The 25,936-nt window shown below is 43.6% G+C and carries 21 protein-coding genes; 9 read left to right on the forward strand and 12 right to left on the reverse strand.

Annotation, left to right across the window (positions count from 1 at the left end; genetic code table 11):
- Positions 1–114 precede the first annotated feature (114 nt).
- Both ACFS5N_RS18230 and ACFS5N_RS18235 read left to right on the forward strand, forming a co-directional pair.
- The gene (locus tag ACFS5N_RS18230) at positions 115–1,944 is read left to right on the forward strand and encodes a DNA polymerase III subunit gamma/tau (RefSeq protein ID WP_377189084.1); all 1,830 of its coding nucleotides are present in this window, start codon (positions 115–117) and stop codon (positions 1,942–1,944) included.
- Between the two features lie 138 nt (positions 1,945–2,082).
- Positions 2,083–2,628, forward strand: coding sequence for a hypothetical protein (locus ACFS5N_RS18235; RefSeq protein ID WP_377189087.1), 546 nt, complete (start codon positions 2,083–2,085; stop codon positions 2,626–2,628).
- A gap of 45 nt (positions 2,629–2,673) precedes the next feature.
- Here the strand turns inward: ACFS5N_RS18235 and ACFS5N_RS18240 are convergent, their stop codons facing one another.
- Both ACFS5N_RS18240 and ACFS5N_RS18245 read right to left on the reverse strand, forming a co-directional pair.
- A complete protein-coding gene (locus ACFS5N_RS18240; protein ID WP_377189090.1) occupies positions 2,674–3,099 on the reverse strand; it encodes a hypothetical protein in 426 nt (141 codons plus the stop codon).
- 73 nt (positions 3,100–3,172) lie between these two features.
- The gene (locus ACFS5N_RS18245) at positions 3,173–3,880 is read right to left on the reverse strand and encodes a hypothetical protein (RefSeq protein WP_377189093.1); all 708 of its coding nucleotides are present in this window, start codon (positions 3,878–3,880) and stop codon (positions 3,173–3,175) included.
- A 215-nt stretch (positions 3,881–4,095) separates the two neighbouring features.
- Between ACFS5N_RS18245 and ACFS5N_RS18250 the strand changes: the two genes are divergently transcribed.
- From ACFS5N_RS18250 to ACFS5N_RS18260, 3 genes are all read left to right on the forward strand, one after another.
- Positions 4,096–5,325: an NADP-dependent isocitrate dehydrogenase gene (locus ACFS5N_RS18250; protein ID WP_377189096.1), complete on the forward strand. Its 1,230-nt coding sequence runs from the start codon at positions 4,096–4,098 to the stop codon at positions 5,323–5,325.
- 156 nt (positions 5,326–5,481) lie between these two features.
- Positions 5,482–6,465 (forward strand): type I phosphomannose isomerase catalytic subunit, encoded by a 984-nt coding sequence (locus ACFS5N_RS18255; protein WP_377189099.1) that lies wholly within the window; start codon positions 5,482–5,484, stop codon positions 6,463–6,465.
- Between the two features lie 336 nt (positions 6,466–6,801).
- Positions 6,802–6,987: a hypothetical protein gene (locus ACFS5N_RS18260; protein WP_377189102.1), complete on the forward strand. Its 186-nt coding sequence runs from the start codon at positions 6,802–6,804 to the stop codon at positions 6,985–6,987.
- Between the two features lie 110 nt (positions 6,988–7,097).
- On the opposite strand, the gene gldB is transcribed toward ACFS5N_RS18260, so the two are convergent.
- A complete protein-coding gene (gldB, locus tag ACFS5N_RS18265; protein ID WP_377189105.1) occupies positions 7,098–8,135 on the reverse strand; it encodes a gliding motility lipoprotein GldB in 1,038 nt (345 codons plus the stop codon).
- A gap of 68 nt (positions 8,136–8,203) precedes the next feature.
- Here gldB and ACFS5N_RS18270 point away from each other — a divergent pair, with 68 nt between their 5' ends.
- Complete coding sequence (locus tag ACFS5N_RS18270) at positions 8,204–9,853, forward strand: NAD+ synthase (protein WP_377189108.1); 1,650 nt, start codon at positions 8,204–8,206, stop codon at positions 9,851–9,853.
- A 214-nt stretch (positions 9,854–10,067) separates the two neighbouring features.
- Here the strand turns inward: ACFS5N_RS18270 and ACFS5N_RS18275 are convergent, their stop codons facing one another.
- Positions 10,068–11,219, reverse strand: coding sequence for a redoxin domain-containing protein (locus tag ACFS5N_RS18275; RefSeq protein ID WP_377189111.1), 1,152 nt, complete (start codon positions 11,217–11,219; stop codon positions 10,068–10,070).
- 55 nt (positions 11,220–11,274) lie between these two features.
- Positions 11,275–12,456, reverse strand: coding sequence for a formimidoylglutamase (locus ACFS5N_RS18280; protein ID WP_377189114.1), 1,182 nt, complete (start codon positions 12,454–12,456; stop codon positions 11,275–11,277).
- A gap of 247 nt (positions 12,457–12,703) precedes the next feature.
- Here ACFS5N_RS18280 and ACFS5N_RS18285 point away from each other — a divergent pair, with 247 nt between their 5' ends.
- Positions 12,704–13,669, forward strand: a complete 966-nt coding sequence (locus tag ACFS5N_RS18285; protein ID WP_377189117.1) for an NAD-dependent epimerase/dehydratase family protein — start codon at positions 12,704–12,706, stop codon at positions 13,667–13,669.
- A gap of 14 nt (positions 13,670–13,683) precedes the next feature.
- Complete coding sequence (locus ACFS5N_RS18290; RefSeq protein ID WP_377189121.1) at positions 13,684–14,331, forward strand: YdeI/OmpD-associated family protein; 648 nt, start codon at positions 13,684–13,686, stop codon at positions 14,329–14,331.
- A gap of 20 nt (positions 14,332–14,351) precedes the next feature.
- Here ACFS5N_RS18290 and ACFS5N_RS18295 read toward each other — a convergent pair whose 3' ends face one another.
- Complete coding sequence (locus ACFS5N_RS18295; RefSeq protein WP_377189124.1) at positions 14,352–16,439, reverse strand: hypothetical protein; 2,088 nt, start codon at positions 16,437–16,439, stop codon at positions 14,352–14,354.
- 267 nt (positions 16,440–16,706) lie between these two features.
- On the reverse strand, positions 16,707–17,450 hold the full coding sequence (fabG, locus tag ACFS5N_RS18300) for a 3-oxoacyl-[acyl-carrier-protein] reductase (RefSeq protein ID WP_377189127.1): 744 nt from the start codon (positions 17,448–17,450) through the stop codon (positions 16,707–16,709).
- Positions 17,451–17,933: 483 nt separating this feature from the next.
- On the opposite strand from fabG, the gene ACFS5N_RS18305 reads away from it, so the two are divergent.
- Positions 17,934–19,832 (forward strand): SPFH domain-containing protein, encoded by a 1,899-nt coding sequence (locus ACFS5N_RS18305; RefSeq protein WP_377189129.1) that lies wholly within the window; start codon positions 17,934–17,936, stop codon positions 19,830–19,832.
- A 265-nt stretch (positions 19,833–20,097) separates the two neighbouring features.
- Here ACFS5N_RS18305 and porN read toward each other — a convergent pair whose 3' ends face one another.
- From porN to ACFS5N_RS18330, 5 genes are all read right to left on the reverse strand, one after another.
- A complete protein-coding gene (porN, locus tag ACFS5N_RS18310; protein ID WP_377189132.1) occupies positions 20,098–21,090 on the reverse strand; it encodes a type IX secretion system ring subunit PorN/GldN in 993 nt (330 codons plus the stop codon).
- A 6-nt stretch (positions 21,091–21,096) separates the two neighbouring features.
- Positions 21,097–22,635, reverse strand: a complete 1,539-nt coding sequence (porM, locus tag ACFS5N_RS18315; RefSeq protein WP_377189135.1) for a type IX secretion system motor protein PorM/GldM — start codon at positions 22,633–22,635, stop codon at positions 21,097–21,099.
- A 48-nt stretch (positions 22,636–22,683) separates the two neighbouring features.
- Positions 22,684–23,490 carry a type IX secretion system motor protein PorL/GldL gene (gene porL, locus ACFS5N_RS18320; protein ID WP_377189138.1) on the reverse strand — a complete coding sequence of 269 codons (807 nt, stop codon included), beginning with the start codon at positions 23,488–23,490 and terminating at the stop codon, positions 22,684–22,686.
- 42 nt (positions 23,491–23,532) lie between these two features.
- Complete coding sequence (porK, locus tag ACFS5N_RS18325) at positions 23,533–24,885, reverse strand: T9SS ring complex lipoprotein PorK/GldK (protein ID WP_377189141.1); 1,353 nt, start codon at positions 24,883–24,885, stop codon at positions 23,533–23,535.
- 268 nt (positions 24,886–25,153) lie between these two features.
- Positions 25,154–25,912 (reverse strand): uroporphyrinogen-III synthase, encoded by a 759-nt coding sequence (locus ACFS5N_RS18330; RefSeq protein WP_377189144.1) that lies wholly within the window; start codon positions 25,910–25,912, stop codon positions 25,154–25,156.
- Positions 25,913–25,936 lie beyond the last annotated feature (24 nt).

Below are 25,936 nucleotides of genomic sequence, written 5' to 3' on the forward strand. Positions count from 1 at the left end.
GCTTCGACAAGCTCAGCATGACAAGCGATTGCTGTGATTCCCCCTCTGTCAGCATTTTTCAACAATCCCGCTTCGCCCTTTCACGTCCCGTAATTTGTTGCTACCTTAGTAGCTGTGGATAATTTTATTGTTTCGGCACGTAAATACCGTCCGGCAACTTTTGAAACAGTTGTTGGTCAGCAACATATAACAAATACCCTAAAAAACGCCATTAAGAATAATCAGCTGGCGCAGGCGTTTTTGTTCTGTGGCCCGCGTGGCGTGGGTAAAACAACCTGTGCGCGCATCCTTGCCAAAACCATAAATTGCGAAAACTTACAGCCCAACGGCGAGGCCTGCGGCACCTGCCATAGCTGCCAATCGTTTCAAAACGGCAACTCCTTTAATATCCATGAACTTGATGCAGCTTCCAATAACTCGGTCGACGATATACGCAGCCTGATTGAGCAGGTACGCATACCGCCGCAGGGTGCGCGCTATAAAGTTTATATTATTGATGAGGTACACATGTTGTCGCAAGCAGCATTTAACGCCTTCCTGAAAACACTGGAAGAACCACCTCATTACGCCATATTTATATTAGCGACTACCGAGAAGCACAAAATCCTGCCGACTATCCTTTCGCGGTGCCAGATTTTTGACTTTAACCGTATCCGCGTAGAGGATATGGCTAATCACCTGGCGTCTATCGCAAAAAAAGAGAATATCCGGTACGAGGATGACGGCCTGCACATCATCGCCCAAAAAGCGGATGGCGGCTTACGCGATGCGCTGTCTATGTTTGACCAGATTGTTAGTTTCTCGGGCGCCAACGTTACCTATCGCGCAGCGATTGATAACCTGAACATTCTGGACTACGATTATTACTTCAATATAACCGAAAGCCTGCTTACTGAAAATACATCAAAAACACTTTTATATTTTGATGAGATATTGTCAAAAGGCTTTGATGGTGCACATTTTATATCGGGATTATCAGAGCACTTCCGCAACCTGCTGGTGACTAAGGATAATGCGACAGTAAAATTGCTGGAAGTAAGCGAGGGCATCAAGAATAAATACCTGCAGCAATCGGGTTCGTCCAGCGTGTCTTTCCTGATATCGGCTTTAAACATAGCCAACCAATGCGACCTCAATTATAAGCTAAGCAAAAACCAACGTTTGCAGGTTGAGCTGGCATTACTCAAAATGTGCCATTTGCCATCGGTCTTTAACCTGGCTACCGCCCCGCAAATTGCAATGCCCGATAACGAGCAATTAAAAAAAAAACCTGATACCTCAGCAATAGCAGCTTCACAGCCTTCGGCACAGGCTGGTAATTATGTTACTATGGTAGCCGATACGCCGGCAAGCTATACGGCTACACCAAAGGTTACCGAGGCGCTTAAAACACCCGTTGCAGAGCCGGCAAAAACAGCTACGCCATCCATATCTGCACCTGAAGATAAACCCAGGCCAGCGTTTATACCAAACTCGGGCGCTGCCTCGTCCATTAAAATACCCTCATTAAAAGATATTGGTAACGTCGCCGAGGCAGTACTTGATGAGGAAGACCCATACGAAAAAGGTGAAGGCAAGGAAGACTTTAGCTTTGATGACTTTTTGAAACACTGGCATACTTTTGCCGCGCGCATAAAAGCCGAAGGCAAGATGAATTTGTTTACCATCTTTTCGTCCGAAGCACCTAAAATGCTCAGGCCTTATATATTTGAAGTAGTAGTTGAGAACAAGATATTAGATCAGGAATTTCGAAACGATAAGCCACAGTTGATGAACTACCTGCGAAAATCGCTCAATAACTACCAGATAGAGGTTAATACGCGCATTGATGAGCAGGTACGGGTTAAACGCCCATATACCAGCCAGGAGAAATACCAATACCTGGCAACTAAAAATCCAAAACTTACCGAGCTGCGCCAGCGTTTTAATCTGGATTTTGATTAAAACTTAAAACCCGCATTTGCAATAGCCAGACAACCGGATGGCTGTTTTATACGTTTATAAGTTGTAGATTTACAAACCATTATAAACGCCGGTATGAAACGCGGACATTTACTTTTTTGTGCGATATTATATTGCTGCATGATTGCGACTGCGTGCAAGCTCGATCCGCCTATAATGCCGGGAGATAAAGGCTACGTTTCTACGCCTGAAAATACCGTACCCGGCTCCAAAGGCACAACAGGTACTACCGGAAGCACGGGAGCTACAGGCAATACCGATACGGCTAAAACACCGCCCCCGCCTTTTACCGGCTTTTGGTTTTGCAAAAGCGACATGGCCGAAATTTATAACCAGGCAAACCAACTACAAAGCAGCGCCGCTGCCGATCCGTTTTATTATTCGATCACGTTTGACAGCCTGGCTAATGTGGGTGCTTTTAAACTTACGCCTAGTCCGCGGCCGGGCCCCAGCTATTTTGCATATACTATTATAAGAGACAATGCCGGCAATCAATATATACTTTTTGATTCTGATCCGTTTTTCAGAAGTTCCAATACCAGGATCCAGATTTTTAACCAAACAGTTAATACAATGACCTGGCTCATTATCGACCCAAAGCTGCATAATACCGGTAGCGGCAATACCTACACAGCCCACCGGCTCGATCTGATAAAAATCCCATAAAACAAGAAAGGCTGATTTTTGGATCAGCCTTTCTTGTTTGTTGCCTTATCTTACCGGCGGTGTATCATTTTTTGGGTAGCCTTCTTCGTCAAGGTCGTCTCGGTCGTCTTCAGGAGTGTGGGCAAGATCCTCGTCAATCGGGTCGACGGTTATACTCTCACCATTATCTACGTGCATACCCAGCAATTCAACATCATCCTCTAATGATTCATTAGGAATGTATTCGTCAGCCGTATCATACGGATTGGCCTCATCATAGGTCGAGTTAAAATCTTCACCATTTTTTGCAGCCGTATTGTAAGGGTCTGGATGGTCATAGTCCGGGTCGTCGCTAGGCACATCAATTTCATAGCTGTTGCTATCTTCATTGTACTTTAACTGATCTTTGTCTATGGTTTCGCCCAGTTCGTCTTTTAAAGTTTTATCTCTGTCGTCGTTCTCGTTATTAAACGGATCATTGTTGTGTTTCATAGGTTTATTGTTTATTAAATATCTACAGAAAAAACCCTGCCAAAAAAAGCCAACCGGCAATAATTATAACCCGCTAATAAGAGATTTGTTTACGGTAGGTGGCTACGCCGCCAATGGCAACTTTAAACCCAATGGAGATTTGCGAATAGTTATCTCTTTGCTTTCCCGCTGTAAAACCATCCAGTCCATCGCCTAAAATAAAGTTTTGCTGGTAACCTATATCTATCTTAAAACCAGGTTCGCTATATTTATTATAAAACTTAAACTCATACCCAATACGGGCGGGTATCACCAGTTCGTTTGAGTTATTTTCGCCCGTTGTATAAAACCCCGGCACCTGTATGGATGCCCTGTTAATTTCGGTCATGTGGTTGTAGATCATGCCGATACCTGTTGAAAGGTACAGGTTTTTGAATGCATTAGCCACCCGGCTTCCGGAATAATCTATCAATTCGCCCATCTGCAATTGCCCCCGCATCATAATGGCCGTATAGCTGTTGGTAAACTGCCGCCCACTGCTGGTTTTAAGCGAATCGCCGCCACGTAAAGTGCCCGTTTGTACCTCAATAATGTAATTAACAAACGGACTGACATTATAATTAAACATTAACCTGCCAGAACGTGTACCGGTTATAGTTTGCGCATCAGTATAGGCCTTGTTAAAGTCGAGCCCTAAACCCAGATCATACTGAGCGTAATCGTACCCTATTTGTGCTTTTACAACATTAGTTGCCAACATCACAATCGCCAGCAAAAAAAATCTTTTTATAAAAATATTCATTTTTTACCCGTAGGCTTTGACTTATCATGTTCTAAGCCTACGTTTTAATTTTTATTATGAAGGCTTGTGTGTTAGTTAAATTTATAACGGTTCTGGCAAATACCATATCCGCTTCTAAATTATTTAAAATTAACCACTATTTTACAAAATCATGCAATTATTGATACGCTGTATTTTATATCTTTGGTGCCACTACAAAAAAACAAATACCTGGTATGTCAAAAATTAAAGTAAATAATCCGGTAGTTGAACTGGATGGCGACGAAATGACCCGCATTATCTGGAAGTTTATCAAAGACAAACTGATAGTGCCGTACCTGGACCTGGATATCAAATACTATGATCTTGGTTTAGAGTATCGCGATGAAACTAATGACCAAGTAACCATTGATGCTGCTAACGCTATTAAAGAATACGGCGTAGGTATTAAATGCGCTACCATTACACCCGACGAGGCTCGCGTTAAAGAGTTTAACCTGAAACAAATGTGGAAATCGCCAAACGGTACTATCCGTAACATTTTGGACGGTACGGTTTTCCGCGAACCTATTGTTATGAGCAACGTGCCACGTTTGGTACCAAACTGGACAGCCCCTATCTGCATTGGCCGTCATGCTTTTGGCGACCAGTACCGTGCTACCGACTTCCTGACCAAAGGCAAAGGTAAATTAACGGTAACCTTTACACCTGAGGATGGCGGCGAAGTACAAAGCTACGAAGTATTTAACTTTAAAGGCGATGGTGTCGCTTTGACTATGTATAACACCGACAAGTCTATCCGCGGTTTTGCACATGCTTGCTTTAACCAGGCAATCATGAAAAAATGGCCTTTATACCTTTCAACAAAAAACACCATCCTGAAAAAATACGACGGCCGCTTTAAAGATATTTTCGAAGAGATTTATCAAAACGATTACAAAGCTAAGTTTGACGAGTTAGGCATTATTTACGAACACCGCCTGATTGACGACATGGTTGCATCGGCCCTGAAATGGAATGGTAATTTTGTTTGGGCTTGTAAAAACTATGATGGCGACGTACAGAGCGACACTGTAGCACAAGGTTTTGGTTCATTAGGTTTAATGACTTCAACTTTGGTTACTCCAGATGGCACTGTTATGGAAGCTGAGGCTGCACATGGTACCGTGACCCGTCACTACCGCGAGCATCAGGCCGGCCGCCCAACTTCAACTAACCCAATTGCCTCAATATTTGCCTGGACCCGCGGTTTAGAGTTCCGCGGTAAACTGGATGGCAACCAGGAGTTGATTGACTTTTGCCACACTTTGGAGCAAGTTTGTATTGAAACCGTTGAAAGTGGCAAAATGACCAAAGACCTGGCTATCACCATTAAACCAAAAGTTGAGCACGGTACAGATTACCTGTATACCGAAGAGTTTTTGGAAGCAATTAATGAGAATTTAAAAAAGAAGTTGGGTAAGTAATTAGCCTGATTAATTTGATATAAGCAAGCGGCTTTCCAAACCAGGGAGCCGCTTTTTTATTTAGGTGCGATATTTGATACCTAAATTCAATAAATTAAATCGGCGTTTTGGGTTTCACATTTTACTGATAACTTAGCGCTTTAATTCACAGCAATCATGTCTACAGCATTATATCCGTTAAAATTCAAAACCATATTTAAAGACAAGATCTGGGGCGGTCAAAAGATCAAAACCTACCTCCATAAAGATTTTGGCAACCTGCCTAACTGCGGCGAAACCTGGGAAATATCAGGCGTTAAGTCTGACGTTTCAATTGTTAACGGCGGCGCGCTGGACGGTGAGTCGTTAGCCGACTTGTTAGAGCAATATGGCGCCGACCTTGTGGGCGAGAAAGTTTACCAGCATTTTGGCAATATATTCCCCCTGCTGGTAAAGTTTATTGACGCTAACGAGGATCTCTCTATCCAGGTACACCCTAATGACGAGCTGGCAAAAAAGCGCCACAACTCGTTTGGTAAAACCGAAATGTGGTATATCATCGAGTCCGATCCGGGTTCGACTTTGATAGCAGGTTTTAATCAGGAAATGACCGAAGAGAAATACCTGGAGAAATTTAACAGCGGCCATTTGATGGACGTACTAAACCGTGAAACCGCTAATGAAGGCGACGTATTCTTTTTGCCTGCCGGTCGTGTACACACCATTGGTGCCGGTTTGTTACTGGCCGAAATTCAGCAGACATCAGATATTACTTACCGTATTTATGATTTCGACCGTGTTGATGCCAATGGCCACAAACGTGAGTTGCATACACAAGAGGCTTTAGCGGCTATCGACTACAAATATTATGGTAACTATAAAACCAAATATACCCCTGAAAAGGACGAAACCGTGGAACTGGTCAGTTGCCCATACTTCACCACCAGCGTATTGGACGCCAGCCACGGCACCAGCAAAGACTACAGCAATTTGGATTCATTCGTGATCCACGTTTGCTTAGCCGGCGCTTACACCATTAACTACAACGGCGAAAGCTACCCGGTTAAAATGGGCGAGTGTATTTTGTTACCAAAAACTATTGACAAAATAGATTTGCAAACTGAAGGTGGTTTTAAAATATTGGAAAGCTTTATTGCGTAAGCGCAATTTAGCTTCAAAATAAAAAGGGTTGCGCTTTGCGCAACCCTTTTTATTTTACCCTGATTCTTCGCTTTACCCCGCCTGTCATTCTAGCATAGCGAAGAATCTTATATAAGCGACGGCCAACTGCAAAGCGCTCATAACGATAAAAAATAAATAATGGATGTCACCCTGAGCTCGTCGAAGGGTGTGCGGGTGGCCTTTACCCACTAGTGCTTCGACGGGCTCAGTATGACACCACTCTTTATTTAACGACACAAAATTTTTAAACTTTAAATTATTAGATAATTAGCCAAACATTTCTATTTTTGTAGCACAATAAAAACGATAAGTATTATGAACTCAATGCAAGAAGCAAATTCAGAACGTCATTACATATTATTAGTTATTGCTATAGTTATTGGTTTGGTTGGCGTTTACTTACGCTTTGCTGATTTCAAACATGCCTCAGCTGTAGCCAATGTAATTATGGCTCTTGGTGCAGGTGTTGCATTGAAAGCTGTCTTTAACATCATAGACTAATTTATACAACGGTATATATGCAAAAGCGTCCGGCAGAAAATCTGCCGGACGCTTTTTTTTGACAACTCTCCCAACCGTTCCGACAATTGGCGGAACGGTTGGGAGAGTTGTTATTTCGGCCTATACTTCGACTCGGTCAGAATCTTCTGGGCATCGTTATTGATCATCAGTTCAGGCAGGGTTACCTCCGGATGTCTTTCCATGTATTCCCTTACTATTTGCCAGCCTGTCCATACGCCCAGTTTCGGCGCAGATTCATTATGGTCTCCTAATTGCGGTGTAAACGGAGCCTCACCAATCATGGTGTTGGTTTTCATATCGTCTGTTTCATAAAGCAAATTCTGCTCAAGCATGTAGGCCCAAATGGTTGATTTAAAGTCGGTGCACCATTTTAGTTGCTGGGCCGTGTAACCGATTTTCACTGAATCGGGAACGTCAGGTAATATTTGGTCCATAAAGTAAAGTATCTTACCATTATACACCATTTTTGACAGTAATGTTTTATCATTATCACTTTCAGGAAACATATCTTCTTTAGCTATGCTCTCAACTACCTTAGGGGCAATATATTGCGGTGTAAATCTTCTGTACATATAATGCGGGAAAGTTTCGATTATGGCCGGGTAAAATCTTGAATCGGCGCCTAAAAACAAATCCAGACCAATGCCTACATACTTATCGCCCACCACCGTCTGTGCTTTAAAGCCTGAAAAGAAAGCATAAACCTTCGGCATAGTTTTCTTTGGATAATAATATTTAATGCGCCTGAAGGCGTCCGTCAACTCTGCTTCCTGTTTTTGCATATTGGGATAAACCGAGTCAACATCATGTTTTACATCATTATAAGCCCTGCCTGCAAATACCGGCCGCAGTACGTTAAAATAACCCGTATCGCGGATGCTGCCGGCCTCAAGAATGCGCTGCACATAATCTGCAAAAAACATATTGTATTTTTTGATCAGCAACATGGCCTGAGGCTCCATGGGTTTTGTCCGCAGGCCGTCAAAATCATGGTCAAAGCGTTCTATCTTTACATCAATTGGTATATTGCTTACATCAATTTTTTTGCTTCGCCCACAGGCTGCAAATAGCAGTAAAGCAATAAAAACTACATAAATTTGTTTGAACTTATAAAAGCTTGGTATCATTTTTATACTTTCAACAAAATTAATTTATTATTTGTATTTAGATACAAATACGGTACTTGTAATATCTTATGAAAATAGCATTAGCTCAACTCAACTATCATGTCGGCAACTTCGAGTCAAATACTGCGCATATAATCCAGCATATCAAAAAAGCAAAAGAAAACGGCGCCGACCTTGTTGTTTTTGCCGAGCTATGTATCTGCGGATACCCGGCGCGTGATTTCCTGGAGTTTAGCGAGTTTATAGAGCAATGCGAAACATCGGCCCAAAAAATAGCTGCAGAATGTACAGACATAGCATGTATCATAGGCTTACCTATCCCCAACAACAAACCTGAGGGTAAGGACCTGAACAACTCGGCGTATTTTATTGAAAATGGTAAGGTAAAAGCTATTGTAAATAAAGCCCTGCTGCCCAACTACGACATTTTTGACGAGTACCGTTATTTTGAACCATCGACCGAATTTGATTGCATTGAGTTTAAAGGCAAGCGTATAGCGCTAACTATTTGTGAGGACCTGTGGAACACTATCGAAAACCCGTTGTATATTACCCGCCCGATGGATACCCTTATCCAACAAAAACCGGACGTAATGATCAATATAGCCGCTTCGCCGTTTGCGTATAATCATGACGAAGAGCGTATCGGGATTTTGAAAGATAATGCGGCCCGTTATAATCTGCCACTGTTCTATGTTAATCATGTAGGCGCACAAACCGAGTTGATATTTGACGGAGGATCATTAGTATTTGATAAATCCGGAAAACTTATTGATGAGCTGCCCTATTTTGAGGAAAGCCTGACTTATTATACTTTGGGCGAGAACGGGGACGTCTCTTTTGCCCATCCGTCGACTGTTAAATTAGAACGTGACAGCGACATTACCCAAATACATGATGCGCTGATACTGGGTATACAGGATTATTTCCACAAATCGGGCTTTAGCCGGGCGATATTGGGTCTGTCAGGTGGTATTGACTCGGCAGTAGTTTGTGCACTGGCTGCTGAAGCCTTAGGCCCTGAAAATGTGATGGCAGTGTTATTACCATCCAAATATTCTACCGATCACTCCATCAAAGATGCTGAAGACCTTGTAGCCAACCTTGGCTGCATGAGCCAGACTATAGCTATTAAAGACATTACCGATGCATTTGAGAATGCTCTGCATCCGCAGTTTAAAGACCTGCCATTTAATATTGCTGAAGAAAATATCCAATCGCGCAGTCGCGCTGTATTGCTGATGGCTATGTGTAATAAGTTTGGCTTCATCCTGCTTAACACCTCTAACAAAAGCGAGGCTGCAGTAGGTTATGGCACCTTATATGGCGATATGTGCGGTGGTATTTCAGTTATTGGCGATGTTTATAAAACCCAGGTTTTTGAGCTGGCGCGATATATCAACCGCAATGGCGAGATCATCCCGCAAAACTCAATCGTTAAACCACCGTCAGCCGAATTAAGGCCTGGCCAAAAAGATTCAGATTCGTTGCCTGAATATGACGTTCTGGATGCTATACTCGCGCAACACATAGAACATCGCCGTTCGGCCAAAGAAATTATAGCAATGGGCTTTGATGAAGCAACGGTTCGACGGGCTATCAGATTAACCAATCTGGCAGAGCACAAGCGTTATCAAACCCCGCCCATTCTGCGTGTGTCGCCGAAAGCTTTCGGCATGGGACGCCGCATGCCTATTGTGGGTAAGTATTTGCAGTAACGGAAAAACGCGTTCCTAATTAATATACGATTGTCATTCTGAGCATAGCGAAGAATCTTATACGCTTTTTGAGCCCGCTCTTCGCTTTTATAAGATTCTTCGCTATGCTCAGAATGACAATTTAAATTAAACAGAAAAGGCTTTATACTGGTATAAAGCCTTTTCTGTTTAATTTATTTATAGCTCCTCCCCTTGGGGGAGGCCGGGTGGGGTGTTATATTTTCTCAAACAACTCTGCCAATTTCTGTTCCAGGTCGGCGCCGCGCAGGTCGCGGGCTATGATCTTGCCGTTAGGGTCTATCAGGAAATTTGCCGGGATAGATTGAACTTTATATAGCGCAGCAACCTCATTGTACCAAGCCTTTAGGTCTGATACCTGCGTCCAGGTTAAGCCGTCGTGTTTTATAGCTTCCAGCCACTTGTCTTTTTCGCCCTGGCGATCCAATGACACGCCAAGTATGGTAAAATTCTTTGCTTTATATTTATTGTAAGCCTTAACTACGTTAGGGTTCTCGGCACGGCACGGGCCGCACCATGATGCCCAGAAGTCAATCAGCACATACTTACCTTTGAAAGACGACAGCTTAACCGGGGCGCCGTTTACATCCGGTTGTGTAAAATCAGGCGCTACAGCCCCAACGGCGGTCACCTTGGCGTCGTCAATATTTTGCCTGATCATCTTACCCACCTCGGTATCGCGCAGGTCCTGATCAATTTTGCTGTACAGATCGCCTGTTTCAAAGGGGTTGGCACCCTGACCATTCATCAGATTCAACACCATTAAACTTTCGTAGCTGTGCGGGTGTGTGGCTACAAAGTCCTTCAACATATCGTGCTGCTTACTTTGTAAAGCTTTAAAACGGGCCTGCATTTTTGATTGGAACTCCGGCGTTTTTTGGGTGGCTTCGGGTGTTGCTTTAGCTTCGTCGTTTAATTTCTTTGCTTCGTTATTGAAATAGTTTAGTTGCTGGGTCAGGTATTTGTCCTCATCGTTTATTACTGATCCGGTTATTTCGGCATGTTTAACCGAATCCTTTGTAGTATTTACATTGGTGGTGCCTTTATCAAGCATAAATTCAAGAGCATCGGCGCCATTGCCAAGCTTGGTTATCCCAATGCCTTTATGATCCAAAACAAGTAACGCGTTCGACGGGCTGGGGATACTGCCTGTAATAGTGAAGCTACCGTCGGCAAGTAAAGTTGAGTCGATAATTTTATTGGCCCCGGCGCGATAAAGTATATACATGCGCGCGGGCGTAGTCAGGTTACTGATCTTCCCGGTAACTGTAAAACTGTTGCCCGCCGGCGCTTGCGCAAAAACCATTACCGGCAACAGGGCTATTATATTTAACATTAATTTCTTCATTTGATTTTTGAAATATCCAGGATTAATAACGAATAATACCCGAAGCAATTATAATTTAAGTTAATTTTTGATAGGTGCGCCACCAAAGGTCGGGCATTTCGCCCGATATGGCCAGCTGGTAATCCTCATACCGGCAAGGTACTAAATGAAAGCGCTCATTTTTAGACCCGGCGCTTGGATAAGGCACCTGCATCCACCAGCGGTCTGATTTTTTGCTTTTCACAAACACCAGCTCATGATCGTCATGCACTAAACTTGTTTTATAGATCAGGTATTGCGATTTAGGGCTTAGCGGGAAGTCTTTTTTACGGTTATAAACCCCGTCAATAAAATACCATATCATTTGCGCCAATAGCATGGCGGTTTGTCCGTTATTGTCGTAAGCCGGATTAAATTCATAGAAACCTATGGAGCTTAGCTTATCATTAAATCCGGCATAGCGGCAAATCTGGCAAGCCTCTTCGCCGTAAAAACCGTTTGGCGTGGCGTTGGCATTAGCCATTGCATCAGCGGATTTTATGGCGCTGATATCAAAACTGATCATATTTGCGTTACGGACAACCGGTTCAACCACGCCAATATTCTGGCTCAATGTCCCCAGCCGGTGCACATCAAAATACAACTTCTCCATCACCCTCAAACTATCCTGACTGGTAAAAAAGGTTTGGTAGCCCAAATTGCTGAAATTGAACAGATAGTTAGGTTCGTGCAAAAATATTTTGCTTAGGTATGAGTTTGATGTTGTGGCGATGGTATCGGGATTCTCATCCTCTTCCAAATCAAAATGAGAATCGACAACCACCAGGTCCACTTTTTGCTCCAGCGCTTCATAACCCAGGTATTGCGCGTAAGTAAGATCCTGTCCGCCCCCGATAATTAACGGGATAATATCTTTTTTAATCAGCTCGCCCACTACCGTTTTTAAAGCATAATAAGTATCAGTAATGCTTTCGCCCTGGCGTATGTTACCCAGGTCGGCTATTTTGGTAGTGTATGATCCTTCGTGAAGTTGATATAGCTTTTCGCGTACATAATCAGGCGCTAAAGCACAACCGGGGTTGTTAATAGCGTTCCGATCCTCCTGTACGCCGATGATGGCAATATCCGTAGGCAGATCAAGGTCTGGAAACTCTTGTGTATAACAATTAATCTTGCTACCTAGATGACTGGTATAATACCCGTTTTTGGGGGCAATGCTATTTAAATCAACAGGTGCAAAAAAATCTGACAAAGACATATATGCAAATGTAATAAATGTGCGGATATGCAGATGTGCAGATATGCAAAATCGCAGATTAAGCCCGTTTGTCATCCTGAGCAAAGCGAAGGATCTTATAAAAGCGACCGGCAAAGCACATAAGATCCTTCGCTTTGCTCAGGATGACAAAACGCCAATTTGATTTGCACATCAAAACATCACTTGCATATTTGCACATCAAAACATTATCCGCACATTTGCACAGCTGCAAATCAGCATATCAAAAATGGTTCTCGTAACAGGCGCTACAGGTTTTTTGGGCTCTGAGGTAGCTAAACAATTAGCTGACAAAGGCGAGGCTGTGCGTTGCACCAAACGCACATCGTCTGTAATACCGGCCCTGCTGATACCTTATACCCAAATAGAATGGGTTGACGCCGACTTGCTGGATATCTTTGCCTTAGAGGATTCGCTCGACGGTGTGAACCAGGTTTACCATTGCGCCGCCTGGGTATCGTTAAAACAAAAAGACAAAGAGCCGATGATTAACACTAATGTTAAAGGCACCGCCAACCTGGTTAATCTTTGTTTGGGCAGAGATGTTAAATTGGTTCACGTAAGCTCCATCGCAGCTATCGGCGTTGCCAAACCCAGCGAGCTGATCACCGAAAATCATCATCTCGATATTGCTACCGAAGATGACGGCTACGCCATATCAAAACTGGAAAGCGAAATGGAAGTGTGGCGCGGTATTGCTGAAGGACTGAATGCCGTGATCGTCAATCCTTCGCTTATTATCGGCGCCAACGCCGGTGTTTTGGGTAGCGGTCAGCTTTTTGAAACTGTGCGTAAAGGGCTGAAATTTTATACCGAAGGTACTGCAGGTTTTGTTGATGTAAAGGATGTTGCCAAATGTATGATAGCGCTTATGGAAAGCGATATCAGCGAGCAACGCTACATCATTAGCGCCGAAAACAGGAACTACCACCAGCTCACTACCGAGATTGCCCAAGGTTTCGGCATTAAGCCGCCGTCAATACTGGCCAAACCATGGATGATGGGCCTGGCCTGGCGCGCGGCCCGCTTAGCTTCGTTGATAACTGGCAAGGCCCCGGCTATTGATAAGATTGCCGCGCAGGCATCAACCCAGACGCGTAATTTTGATAACAGCAAAATTAAAGCAGCTACTGGCATTGAATTTAAGCCGATAAGCCAAACCATTTTGGAGGTTTGTGAGCGATTGTCCGGGTAGTATTGCAGAAATAGATGCTAAAATATTATATTGGTGGTATGCAACAATACGACCCTCGCATTGACGAATACATCAGCAAAAAAGCGCCATTTGCTCAAGCCATTTTAAAGCATCTGCGCGAACTAGTGCATTCCGTTTCGCCGCAAATCACGGAGACCATTAAATGGGGGCACCCCTTCTTTGAATACAAAGGCGTATTGGCCAACATGGCCGGCTTTAAGGAGCACTGCGCATTTGGCTTTTGGGGCAGCAGATCGCTCAACGACCCGCACAATATTTTAAAACATTCGCAGGAACGCGATGGCGCCGGTAACTTTGGCCGTATCACCAAACTATCCGACCTGCCGGACGATGCTATACTGAAAGACTTTATTTTACAGGCTATTGCCATCAAAGATGCCGGTCCTGAAGTCAATGTGGTTAAAAAACCTGCACCGCCAAAAGCTCCAAAGGCACCTATTGAAATGCCCGCCTATTTTGCCGATGCGCTACAAACCGATCAAAAAGCATTGGCTACTTTTCAAAACTTCAGTCCGTCAAACAAGCGCGAGTACCTGGAGTGGATCATCGATGCCAAAACCGAAGCTACGCGCCAAAAACGTATTGAACAAGCCTTAGAGTGGATGGCTGAGGGAAAATCAAGAAATTGGAAGTATAAATAAGCCGAAACACGCGCTCCTTTCTATATTTCGCCTTCGCGCTTGCGCAAAAACCACTCTGCACCCAACAATGCAACAATCAGCACAAATATCCACTTCACATCAATCATGTCGCTGTAGTGACGATCTTCGTACACCAGCGTTTTGATATTTTCATTCTTACGGATCAGGCCGGCCAATTCACTCAGTTGCGAGGGATATAATAACCTGCCGCCGCTTTGCGCGGCGATGCCTCTAAGCAACTGATGATTTGCAGCGCTTTGTCTGATTTCGAGATTAAGCGGTTTTACGGTTAACTGACCGGCGGCATTAAATAAGCGGCTGCCCAATTTTGCCGAAGCGGTGTACGTGTATTCGCCTACCGGCAAAGTACCTGCATCCAGTTGGTAGCTTTGCCCGGTTCTGGTAGCCAGAAAACTATAATTTTTACCTGCGGCGCTTTTCAGCTCAATCTTTACATCCGGCGTGTTAAGCAGCTCCAGGGCGTCGTTATATAACTCGGCATTAAAAAGCACATTTTCGCCTTCGTCAAAAATATTTTTTGAAGGATATGCCCTGAAGCGCTGACGATTAGCATTAGCCGTTAAATACTGAACACTTTGACTAAATAACTCTTCCAAAGCATGGTGATTGCCATACTGCTGATACTCGGCAAGCTGCCAGCGCCATAACCCCTCGGCGGTAAGTATGCCTATGCGATGGCCGCCATCGTCGCCAAACATCAATAGCGGGTAGCTGGTAGGTACAGCACCGATACGCTGCTTAAACAACACGCCGTTGGCTATCGATGAAGTGTAAGTGCCAAACAGAGCTTTTAAAGGTGGCATTTTAGCAATCTTCTGCAAAGTAGAATCGGACAATACAAACGACGTAAACCCGGGCGCCGGTTGTGCAAATACCTCCTGCATTTCCAACCTGCTGGTACTAATGTTGGTGAGTTTTTGCCAGTGGTTAAAGCCGGCCACATCTGCCTGCTCGCCCATAAAATACCATAGCGGTACTTTGCCTTTGCCAATAATATCTTTAAGCGCAGAAAACATGCCGGTGGTAGGCTGATGCAGCATAATCAAACTATAATCGCTCAACTTAAGTGAGCCGAGGTCTGAAGTAAAACTTGTTTTAAGCTCATAGTTTTTATTTGCTTCAATAGCCTGCTTAATCACACTGATATCGGGGTGAGCCGCATCATACAACAACAAAACTTTTTGTTTGGAATCCAGTACCTCAACATAAATGGTCTCGCTATTATTTTGTGTCGACAACTCATTTTTTATAGGGGTGATGCTTATATTGAATTTGTGGACTCCTTTTTTGTCGGCGTTCAGTTTCAGCGTCAGGTTCTTTTTAAAGGCATCATTATCTACCGGGATGATTTGTGCATTTACCTGTCGCCCATCTTCAGTTACTGATAGGTGCATTGCCTCACCTTTGCTCTGATACGCCTGTGTGAGAACTTCTATCTCAAAATCGTTGCCTAAAAAAGCAGTCTTGTTATAGTTAACGTTACCTATTAGTAAGTCGCGCTTAGCAATAGTATCGCCCAGCGCTATGGTATAAATGCTGGTTTTAAAATTGTGGGCCTCATATTGCGGATCGGCACCCTGGTTATAAGAACCATCAGTTGCCAATATCAAGGCACCCATATTTTGGTTTACAAAACGGTCATTCAGTTGTTTTAATGCTGCCGCGATATTAGTTTGTTTGGCATTGAACGATTTGGATAACCCATCGTTCAAATCATGCCCGAAGTTAAACTCCCGTACCTCATAGCCATCGCCCAATTGCTTTTTCAACTGGCCCAATTCATCTACAAACTTAGCGGCATCAAAATCTTGAGGATGGAAAGTATTTACAGATTGCGAATTATCCTGCGCTATCAAAACCAGCGGCTTTTGGGGTTGATAGTTAGTAGACTTGATCAATGGAGACACGAGCAGCAGTGCGATCAGAAAAACTGCTGACGCTCTGAAAGCTGACAGCAGGTATCTGAACTTATCACCCAGATTTTGCGGCTGCCGGTACATTAACCAGGCATACACCAAGCCCAGCAACAGGCAAGGGATAACCCACCACCCAGATACAGATCCCCATGTAACAGAAAATAACAGCATGTTTTGGTTAGACGTTGTACGTAATACGTTTTACGTTATACCCGCAAAATGCGAAATTATTGTGAATGTTGGGTGTAATAAATGCTAGGGGGATTAATACACGTCGGTTTGCCATGGTAGCCAAGCATCAATAATACACCCCAAACCAAAAGTTCGGCATAAAAAAACAGCATATCTGTATATTAAATATGCTGTTTTTATGATGATTTATAAAGGCTTTTTAATCAGCCTACCAAATCTAAAATCGTAATTCTAAAATCTGAAATTTTATAACATTCCACCATCAACCGGGATAACCTGGCCGGTGATATAGGTTGCCATGTCAGATGCTAAGAAAACGCAGGCATTAGCTACGTCTTCAGTTTCGCCGGCGCGCTTTAATGGTATTGATGCGGCCCAACCTTCAACTACTTTAGGGTCTAAAACCTCGGTCATTTCCGTGCGGATAAAGCCCGGTGCAATAACGTTGGTACGGATATTACGCGAACCCAGCTCTTTAGCCATTGATTTGGAGAAACCAATGATGCCTGCTTTTGAAGCCGCATAGTTAGCCTGACCGGCATTACCATCAACCCCAACTACCGAGCTCATGTTGATAAACACCCCGTCGCGGTTTTTCATCATAATTTTTGAAGCCGCTTTGGTAACGTTAAATATCGATTTCAAATTTACTTCAATAACTTCGTCCCACTGGTCTTCGGTCATACGCATTAACAGGCCGTCTTTGGTGATACCGGCATTATTAACCACGATGTTCAGGGTACCAAAATCGGCAATAATATCATTAATCAGTTTATCAGCCTCGTCAAATTTCGAAGCGTCGCTGCGATAGCCTTTTACTTTGGTACCAAAGCTTTGAAGCTCCTGCTCAAGGGCCAAACCTTTCTCAACAGACGATAAATAAGTAAAAGCCACATTAGCGCCATGCTCGGCGAATTTTTCAGCAATTTTGCGTCCGATTCCTTTTGACGCTCCGGTAATTAACGCGGTTTTTCCTTCTAATAATTTCATAAACTTTTAATCAGTTCTGTTTCGGGCAGCGAAGATAACAATTTAGGATGAAAAGTTGATGAAGTGGCTTTTACCTTTCATCGATAGTTTTAGCTGTTGATACGCCCGCGTATTGGCGGCCTGAACAAAGTGAAGCATCTTATACAATTGTCTTTCGCCGTTTGCCAATTACAAGCCTCGCATCCGTTCACATAAAATTAATTTTAACCGCAGGCAAATTAGTTTTATCTTCAGCTCATTATCGCTTATCACATGTCCAAAACAACAAATCTTGCCTCGTCGCTAATTGGCGTTTACGCATTTAAATGCCACCGCGCAATTATCACATCCTCAAGAAATTCTAAAATCCTTTGTAATTTTTGTAACAAACTAACAATTCTATAATCTTAATGATACTATACAGCTAAGGTAAACCAATTTAAAGCTGTAAGTTTTGTGAGGGCCCGCACCTTAAGGGTTCCGTTAAAAAATCGAAAAAATATAATGGCTGATTTAATCTTTTCACTATGGTGGGTAGTTCCCGTCCTGGTTATTCTTGTGGCGTACAAATTTGTACTGCGGGTATTTTTCGGTATGGTTATCGTACCCGATGACCGTATTGGTCTGGTTGTTAAAAAGTACGTACTGGCGCGCGATAAGCGGCTGCCCGACGGCCGTATCATTGCCATACACGGCGAGGCCGGTATGCAGGCCAAAGCGCTGGCGCCAGGTTTGTACTGGAGCATGTGGCCCTGGCAGTACTCCATCACTATGGAGCCCTTTACCATCGTTCCACAAGGTAAGCTGGGTTTAGTAAAAGCCCGCGATGGCGCGCCTATGGACACAGGCCGCGTGCTTGGTAAACCGGTAGATTGCGACAAGTTCCAGGACACCGTCGGCTTCTTAGAGCATAATGGGCAAAAAGGCCCGCAGGCTGCTTTCCTTACGCCGGGTAGCTACCGCATCAATACCTTTATGTTTGAGGTTGAGATGGTGCCTATCACCCAGATACAGGAAAACAAAGTGGGTATAGTAACCACGCTGGACGGCGAGCCTTTGGAAAAAGGTGAGATTGCAGGTATGTCTGTAGCGGGCCACAAAAACTACCAGGACCCAATGGCGTTCATAAACGCCGGCGGCCGCAAAGGTTTACAGGAGGACGTGATCCTGGCGGGTACTTATTATCTGAACCCGTGGTTTGTTATTGTGGAACAGGTAAGCATGGTTTACATCCCTATTGGTTATGTGGGTGTGGTGAACTCGTTCGTCGGTCCGGAGGGTAAGGATACCACCGGGGACACCTTTAAACATGGTAACATTGTTAAACATGGCGACAAAGGTGTGTGGGAACAACCGCTTGACCCTGGTAAGCACCCGGTTAACATTTATACGCATGCGGTTGAGGTAGTTCCCACAACCAACATCGTGCTAAACTGGGCGGACAGCCGTACTGAGGCGCATGAACTGGACAAGAATCTGTGTACCATTACCGTGCGTTCGTCTGACGGTTTTACGTTTAACCTTGACGTATCGCAGATCATCCATATACCGCGTAATGAGGCGCCAAAGGTTATTGCCCGCTTTGGTAATATGAAAAACCTGGTATCGCAGGTATTGGAGCCTACAATTGCTAACTACTTCCGTAACTCGGCGCAAAAGAGTGACGTGATTGAGTTTTTGGCTAACCGAGTACAAAGACAGGAAGATGCCAAGAGCCATATCAGCAAAGTGCTGGACGATTACAATGTGGTCGGTGTTGATACGCTGATTGGCGACATCACCCCTCCTGCTGCGCTGATGAAAACGCTGACCGACCGTAAACTGGCCGAGCAGGAGAAGATCACTTACGAGATACAGCGTAATGCACAGATAGAGCGTAAAGAGTTTGAAAGTGCCAAAGCAGGTGCCGATATGCAGCCCGAAGTTGTTAAATCAACCCGCCAGGTTGAGATCAACACCCAGATGGCGGCCTCAAAAGTTGCTGCGTCAAAAGGTGAGGCCGAGGCCAAAACCATTAATGCAAAAGCGGATGCCGAAGTGCGCACAATCATAGCAAAAGCGGATGCCGAGGCAAAAACGGTAAACGCTAAAGCGGATGCCAATGCTACAGAGGTAAACGGTGTAGCCGAAGCTGCCAAGATCAAAGCCATAGGTTTATCTGAAGCCGAGGTTACCAAACAAAAAACCGAGGCTATGGGTACAGAGCAATACGCTATCGTTCGTGTGGCTGAAGCTTTGGCCGCTCATGGTATCAAACTGGTTCCTGAGATTTTGGTTAGCGGTAAAGATGGCGGCGGTAATGGGATCATCGATGCCCTGATAGGTAACGAGATGCTTAAAAAGCTGCAAAACGCTAATGATATCATTGAAGTGAAACCGGCTGAAGATAAACCGGCAAAATAATAGGTTTACTTCAAACAGAAAGGCCGCCCGTTGGGGCGGCCTTTCTGTTTGGCATTGATTGTCAAACTACTTTGGCATCTTGACGGACCAAAGAATTTTATACAAGGACCGAATCAGCACAACTAAAATTTCTCGCTATCAGGAGAAATGACGAGGTGGGTATTAGCGACGAGCGGATATTAGCTTAGATATTCATGTTCGATATAGCTTAAAACAAAAAAGCCTTTGCAATTGCAAAGGCTTTAAATTTATGTTTAATATCTGGTTAGTATTGCCATAGGTTAAGCTCCCAATCCATCAGCTGTTTCTTGATCCGCTCTGATTCATACAGGCGATCAATACCTTCAGCGTAGTCTTTGATGCGCTCATCTTTGTCGTTAGATACTTTAACCACATACCCATGAAACAAGCGTTTCAGGAAAACATCGTCAAAACTCAGGTCGGTAGCATCGTTGTTTCTGTTAAAGGCTTCGTGTGTAACCAATACCTGGCGTGCAGCAGGGAAATATACCCAAAATGCAGGCTGATAATCGGCAGAGATACCGGCGGCCTTCGGTTTCACCATCGGCGCTATCCAAATAATGCGCGGCTCCCAAACAGAGCGTTGTTTATCAAACATCCAGTCTTCTTTAATGCGGAATTTCACAACACTATCCGGCTGAAATTCTCCGGCTTCCATTCTTGAACTGATTTTCTCGCCATTAGCGTTAAATTTATTTACCAGTGCGCTGTCTGCCATTTTTGACCTGGCTTGAGCGGGAGTTAACGGTGTATCAAAACCGTCAAAGTTTGGCACGGGTGGTTTAGCCACAATCGGGTCATAAGCAGTTAATTCGCCGGCTGCAACCGCATCCATTATAATATCAATCAATCTCGCTTTTGGCGAACCCAGGTAGGCGTTTACTTTCTCGCGCAAATCAATTTCTTCCCAAACACGTTTCTGGAAAACAATATCCGATTCACGAACAGAGGCATATGGAGTTACCTTGTTATTCATGATATTGGTTTTCTTATAATACCCATCTAAAGGTATATCCAACGGCTTCAAAGCCTTTGCATCTGCAACAATAGGCGCATCTGTTGGCTTTTTAGTTGTATCAGCCATAGATGTTTGCTGGTTACTAGCGCTGCCTGTAACCGGGGCCTTAATAGCCTTGCTGGTCGAGGCTTTCTTAGACGAGCCTTTCTTTTTCCTGGTTTGTGCTACTGCTGTTACACAAGCCAGACAAAGTACAACGATCAAAAACTTACTTTTCATTTCTTCTTAATTTGCAGATAGTATGATATCATCTAAACCTCTTTGCGTGCCGTCAGGACCAACCGCTATGATATTGGTAAAAGCAATCCTTGAACCCGGTGTCAATGTATTCATAGCCGAGTGCATAGCTGCAGTTAACTGGTTACCGGTGCCGCTTAGTATAATCACATCCTGGCGTGGTTTTAATATCATCAGTGTGAAACGGGTTACACTAAATTTAGCGTCGAATTCAAAACCTTCTAATCTTGCAAAAAGAGCATCCTGCCCTTTTAGGTTGGCGGTACTGGTAGCACCGCTTGATTTGCCGGCAAACTCTGCCTTAGGGTCAGGTATACGTTTTACACGGAAAGTAGTTGCACCCAGGGCCATTACTTTTCCTTTAGTAACCTCGCCTGATACATTTACAGTAGCAGTACCTGGTGTACTTACGGTAGCTATGTACCCGTTACCAGATGGCGTGATGCTGCCGCCGCTCATACTCACACGCAGATCTTTTTTTGCAATACCCGGTGCCGATACCGATACCGGATTTGGTACACCGATATACAATACGTTCATTTTATCGGGCGATACTACTGCCGATGGTCTGGCTACGGTATAAGTTTGTGGTTGGGTAGTGTAAGTTTTAATAGAACCATCAGTTTGTTTAACCGATATGGTGCCAACCCAGGTGTGTACACCTTCTGTACTGGTGCTTCCAGAATACTTACCACGACCCGCCTCTGTTGGAAGCCTTGATCCACTAACTGTAATATCAGGCGTTGATTTTGAATCAGACGCGGTTAAAAATACTTCTGCAGTGTATGGCTGTCCAACCAAAACATAGCTGGTTGGCGCTACTGCCACGGCCGAGAATTGGTCCAGGTTAACAACCGCCTGGTCAACCTCGCCTAATATTTTTTTCACCACTTCATTCTCGGCGTTTTTAGCGTCCGACTGAATTTTGGTTAACGATGTCATTGCTCCACCCATTGGCATACCTTCGCCAAATGTTGCCTGTTCCCAGGTTTTATTTTCAAAACCCACGCGGTGCGGCGGCGGAGTAGTCTCTAAAGGCAATTTCATGCCGGCGCGTTCCTGCGGTGTAAGAAGGGCCAGTAATGCCTCACGGGTATCGTCAATCTTTTTATGTAAATCGTAAGCGTTGTGTTTACGGTTCACCATTAAATCAACAGAAACATCAATATTTTCACGGCCTTTATAATCCTGCGTCGCTTCATCTATACCGCCTGTAGCGTCAATCAACATCTTTTTTAACGACTCTACATAGTTGTTCAAGTCATCAGATAGTTTTTTGGCTTGTTGAGCGCGGGCATAAATAGGCTTTGCTCTTTCAGGCTGTTCTTTAAGCTTTGTTTTTTCAAACGCTTCAAAGGTATTATCAATACCTTTTTGCACGTTTGTTTTTGACGCGGACAAGCTATCGCTGATGTTTTTAAAAGCATCAAGTAAGCTATCCGGTACATCAAGGGCAATAAGGCCAAGTAATACCAGGTATAAAATACCCATCATTCGCTGCCTTGGGGTTTGTTTACCTCCAGCCATTTGTTATATATCTTTATTTAGTATCAAAATCCTGTTTATTACCAAAGGTTAGGCTTGACGAGGCTGATTCATCGCGGTTAGCATATTGCCATAAATAGCGTTTAGCGACGACAAGTTTTTAGCCAAACGGCCAACCTCATCTTTAAACTGTTTTGAATCTTCAATTGACTCTGTAAAATTGTTCATTGTCAAAGACAAATTTTCATAAAACTTGTTCATCGCCTTTAAATGAGCACTTGAATCTTGCAGTTCAAGTTCATAAACCGCATTTAAAGCTGACAAATTTTTTGCAAGATTATTCACTTGCTCATGGTATGTTTTCGAGTCAACATTGGTATCGGCCAGTTCCATTAAATTACCAGAAGCCTTATCAAATGAAGTTGCAAGGTTTTCATAGCTTTGAGTAGCTTGTTTCACTTTATTGGTAAAAGCAATGGTAGCTTCGCCCGCGTCAGTAACTTTTGAAATAGCATTTACCTTGTCGCCAAAAGTCCTTAAGCCGTCGGCCAGGCTGTTTACCAACTCCGGACCAATTTTAGCATCGGCCATCATTTTATCTAAAGCGGCAGTTTGCGAATAGTTGCTGCCGCCACTAACTGCACGTTGTGATGAAGCAGGCAATTCGCCTTTGTAATCGTGTGCCAACTCAGGATAGGCTCTTGTCCAGTCAATCTCAGCCTCTTCACGCTGAAAGCCCAGTATAAAAAACAATAAAGCCTCTGCACCAAGGCCTATTGAGATAAACAAGCCACCAAACGGTAAATGCTGTATCTTAAACAATAAACCTATAATAACTACGGTTGCACCCCAGGATACAATATTATTAATTCCGTATGGTTGTTTTTTCCCTGCCATAATTTTCAATAAATAGTCTTTATATTTTGGTTGTTTTTCAAATTAGCGTCTGTCTCTCAAGTCGCGGCCCTGGAAATGGGTAACGCAACGGAAACCAATATATGATTTGGCGCTGTCCTGGTACTCATATGTACGGGATGAGTTTTGCAGGAAGTAACCAACGTCTTTCCATGAACCGCCGCGAACAACTTTACGCTTCATAACTTCGGCTTCGTCTTTACGGGCTTCGTAGTTAAAGGTAGGCGACAAATCATTAACAAAGGTAGAGGCTGATGGGTCGAATGCTGATGAGGTCCACTCGGCTACGTTACCGGCCATACAATACAAGCCGTAATCATTAGGTAAGTAAGATTTTACTTTTACCGTATAAGTACCGCCGTCGTCGGAGTAATTACCACGGCCCGGTTTAAAGTTAGCCAGCAAACAGCCTTTGGCATTTCTGATATACGGGCCACCCCAAGGGTAATCTGTACCTACCCTGCCACCACGTGCAGCATACTCAAACTCTTCCTCGGTAGGTAAATCATATGGCGAGCGGTGTGGTAAACGTCTTGAATCTTTATAAGCCTCGTTATAACGGGTGCGCCATACAGTGAAAGCACGGGCTTGTAACCAGTTAACACCTACAACAGGATAATCTTTAAATGAAGGGTGAGAGAAATACCCCTCAACCATCGGCTCGTTAGCAGCGTATGAGAAATCGGCTAACCAAACCAAAGTGTCCGGATAAACCGCAACAGTATCACGGAAAATCGCGTCTGAACGCTTGAAGTTTGGATCTCTTCTATGATCTGCAGCGCGGCGATAAAGCGGCATTGCATAATTATATTTCAACAAACGTACGTCAAGCTCATTACGATCGAAAATACGATCAAGACCCTGATAATACATGCCTTGCAATTTCTGCGCGTTACCGCCGGCAGCATTGCCTTTTGTTTTGGCGCCCCTACCCCATATAGGGTAACGTTTTACATAGCTCCAGTCAATATATTTCTGACCATTTGGATTTTGAGCGGCAGCGCCCTTTTTACCGCCATTGCCGCCGATAAAGTATTTTGGATCATTAAGATAGCTGGTTATAGCAATTGAATCACGAACCCAGTTTACAAACTGCCTGTACTGGCTGTTTGAAATCTCTGTCTGATCCATAAAAAATGCCGGTATAGTAACCTGTTTAGTTTGTGCTATTTGCGCAAAAGTAATGTCCTGATCAGTCTGGCCCATTAAAAATGTACCTGACGGAATATAAACCATTCCATAAGGAATTTCCTGAATAGCTGTTTGCCCTTTAGCTCCAATCACCTCTCCGCGGTCAGATCCCTTACCGCCGCCGAAAATACAGCTGCTCAATGACAATGTACCTAAAATTCCTACTAAAAAGTATAATTGCTTCATGTTTTACAAATCAAAAATCAGGTCATTAAATATTACCAAATGACCCTCGAATATATAAAATTTGCGTAACCAAACCTTAAAAATGTTTTTTTATAATACAAAATAACACTTTTTAAACTTGCAAGCAAATTTATTAACGAACGAATAAGTTGGAAACTAATACCAAATTCCTTTAAATTAACCAGTTATAACAAGTGTGTTATCTGCTTTACCGCTTATACGGAAATTTCAGCAAAATGTTGCATCACAAATTAAAAAATAGCCTAATCTATTTATTAACCAGTTTGCAATATTGCTCAATAGCCATAGTCATTGACGGAGCTGCCGGAGTAGGCGCAGGAATATCCAAAATCAAACCCGCCTCAAGCACGGCCTTGTGGGTAGTTGCTCCAAAAGCTGCTATACGGGTGTTGTTTTGTTTAAAGTCTGGAAAGTTTTTGTATAGTGATTGTATACTTGATGGACTAAAGAAAGCGATGACATCATAAAAAACGTCCGCCAGGTCGCTCAAGTCGCTGCACACAGTGCGGAATAATACTGCAGGCGTAAAATTGTAACCGTTTTCTAACAGGAACTTTTGCGTTTCTTCTGCGGCCACGTCAGAGCATGGATATAAAAATTTCTCGCCCGAGTGTTTTTTCAAAACCTCAGCCAGGTCAGAAGCGGTTTGCTTGCCGAAGAAAATTTTGCGCTTACGATATTGAATATACTTTTGCAGATACAGCGCTATAGTTTCTGAAAGACAGAAGTATTTCATCTCCACCGGCACCTCAAAACGCATTTCTTCACATATCCTGAAGAAATGATCGGCTGAGTTACGGCTGGTGAAGATCACGGCGCTAAAGTCGGCCAGATTAATTTTATCCTTCCGGAAATCTTTAGCCGGTACGCCTTCAACGTGTATAAACGACCTGAAATCAATTTTAAGGTTCAGCTTTTTAGCTAATTCAGTATATGGATTTTTGTCGTTCTCGGGCTTAGGTAACGTAACTAATATACTTTTTACCTTTTTCTTTCTTTCTTCCAACGCTGTAATTTGCTGTAATTTAAA

It is taken from the genome of Mucilaginibacter ximonensis (genome assembly GCF_042686265.1).
Classification (GTDB): Bacteria; Bacteroidota; Bacteroidia; order Sphingobacteriales; family Sphingobacteriaceae; genus Mucilaginibacter; species Mucilaginibacter ximonensis.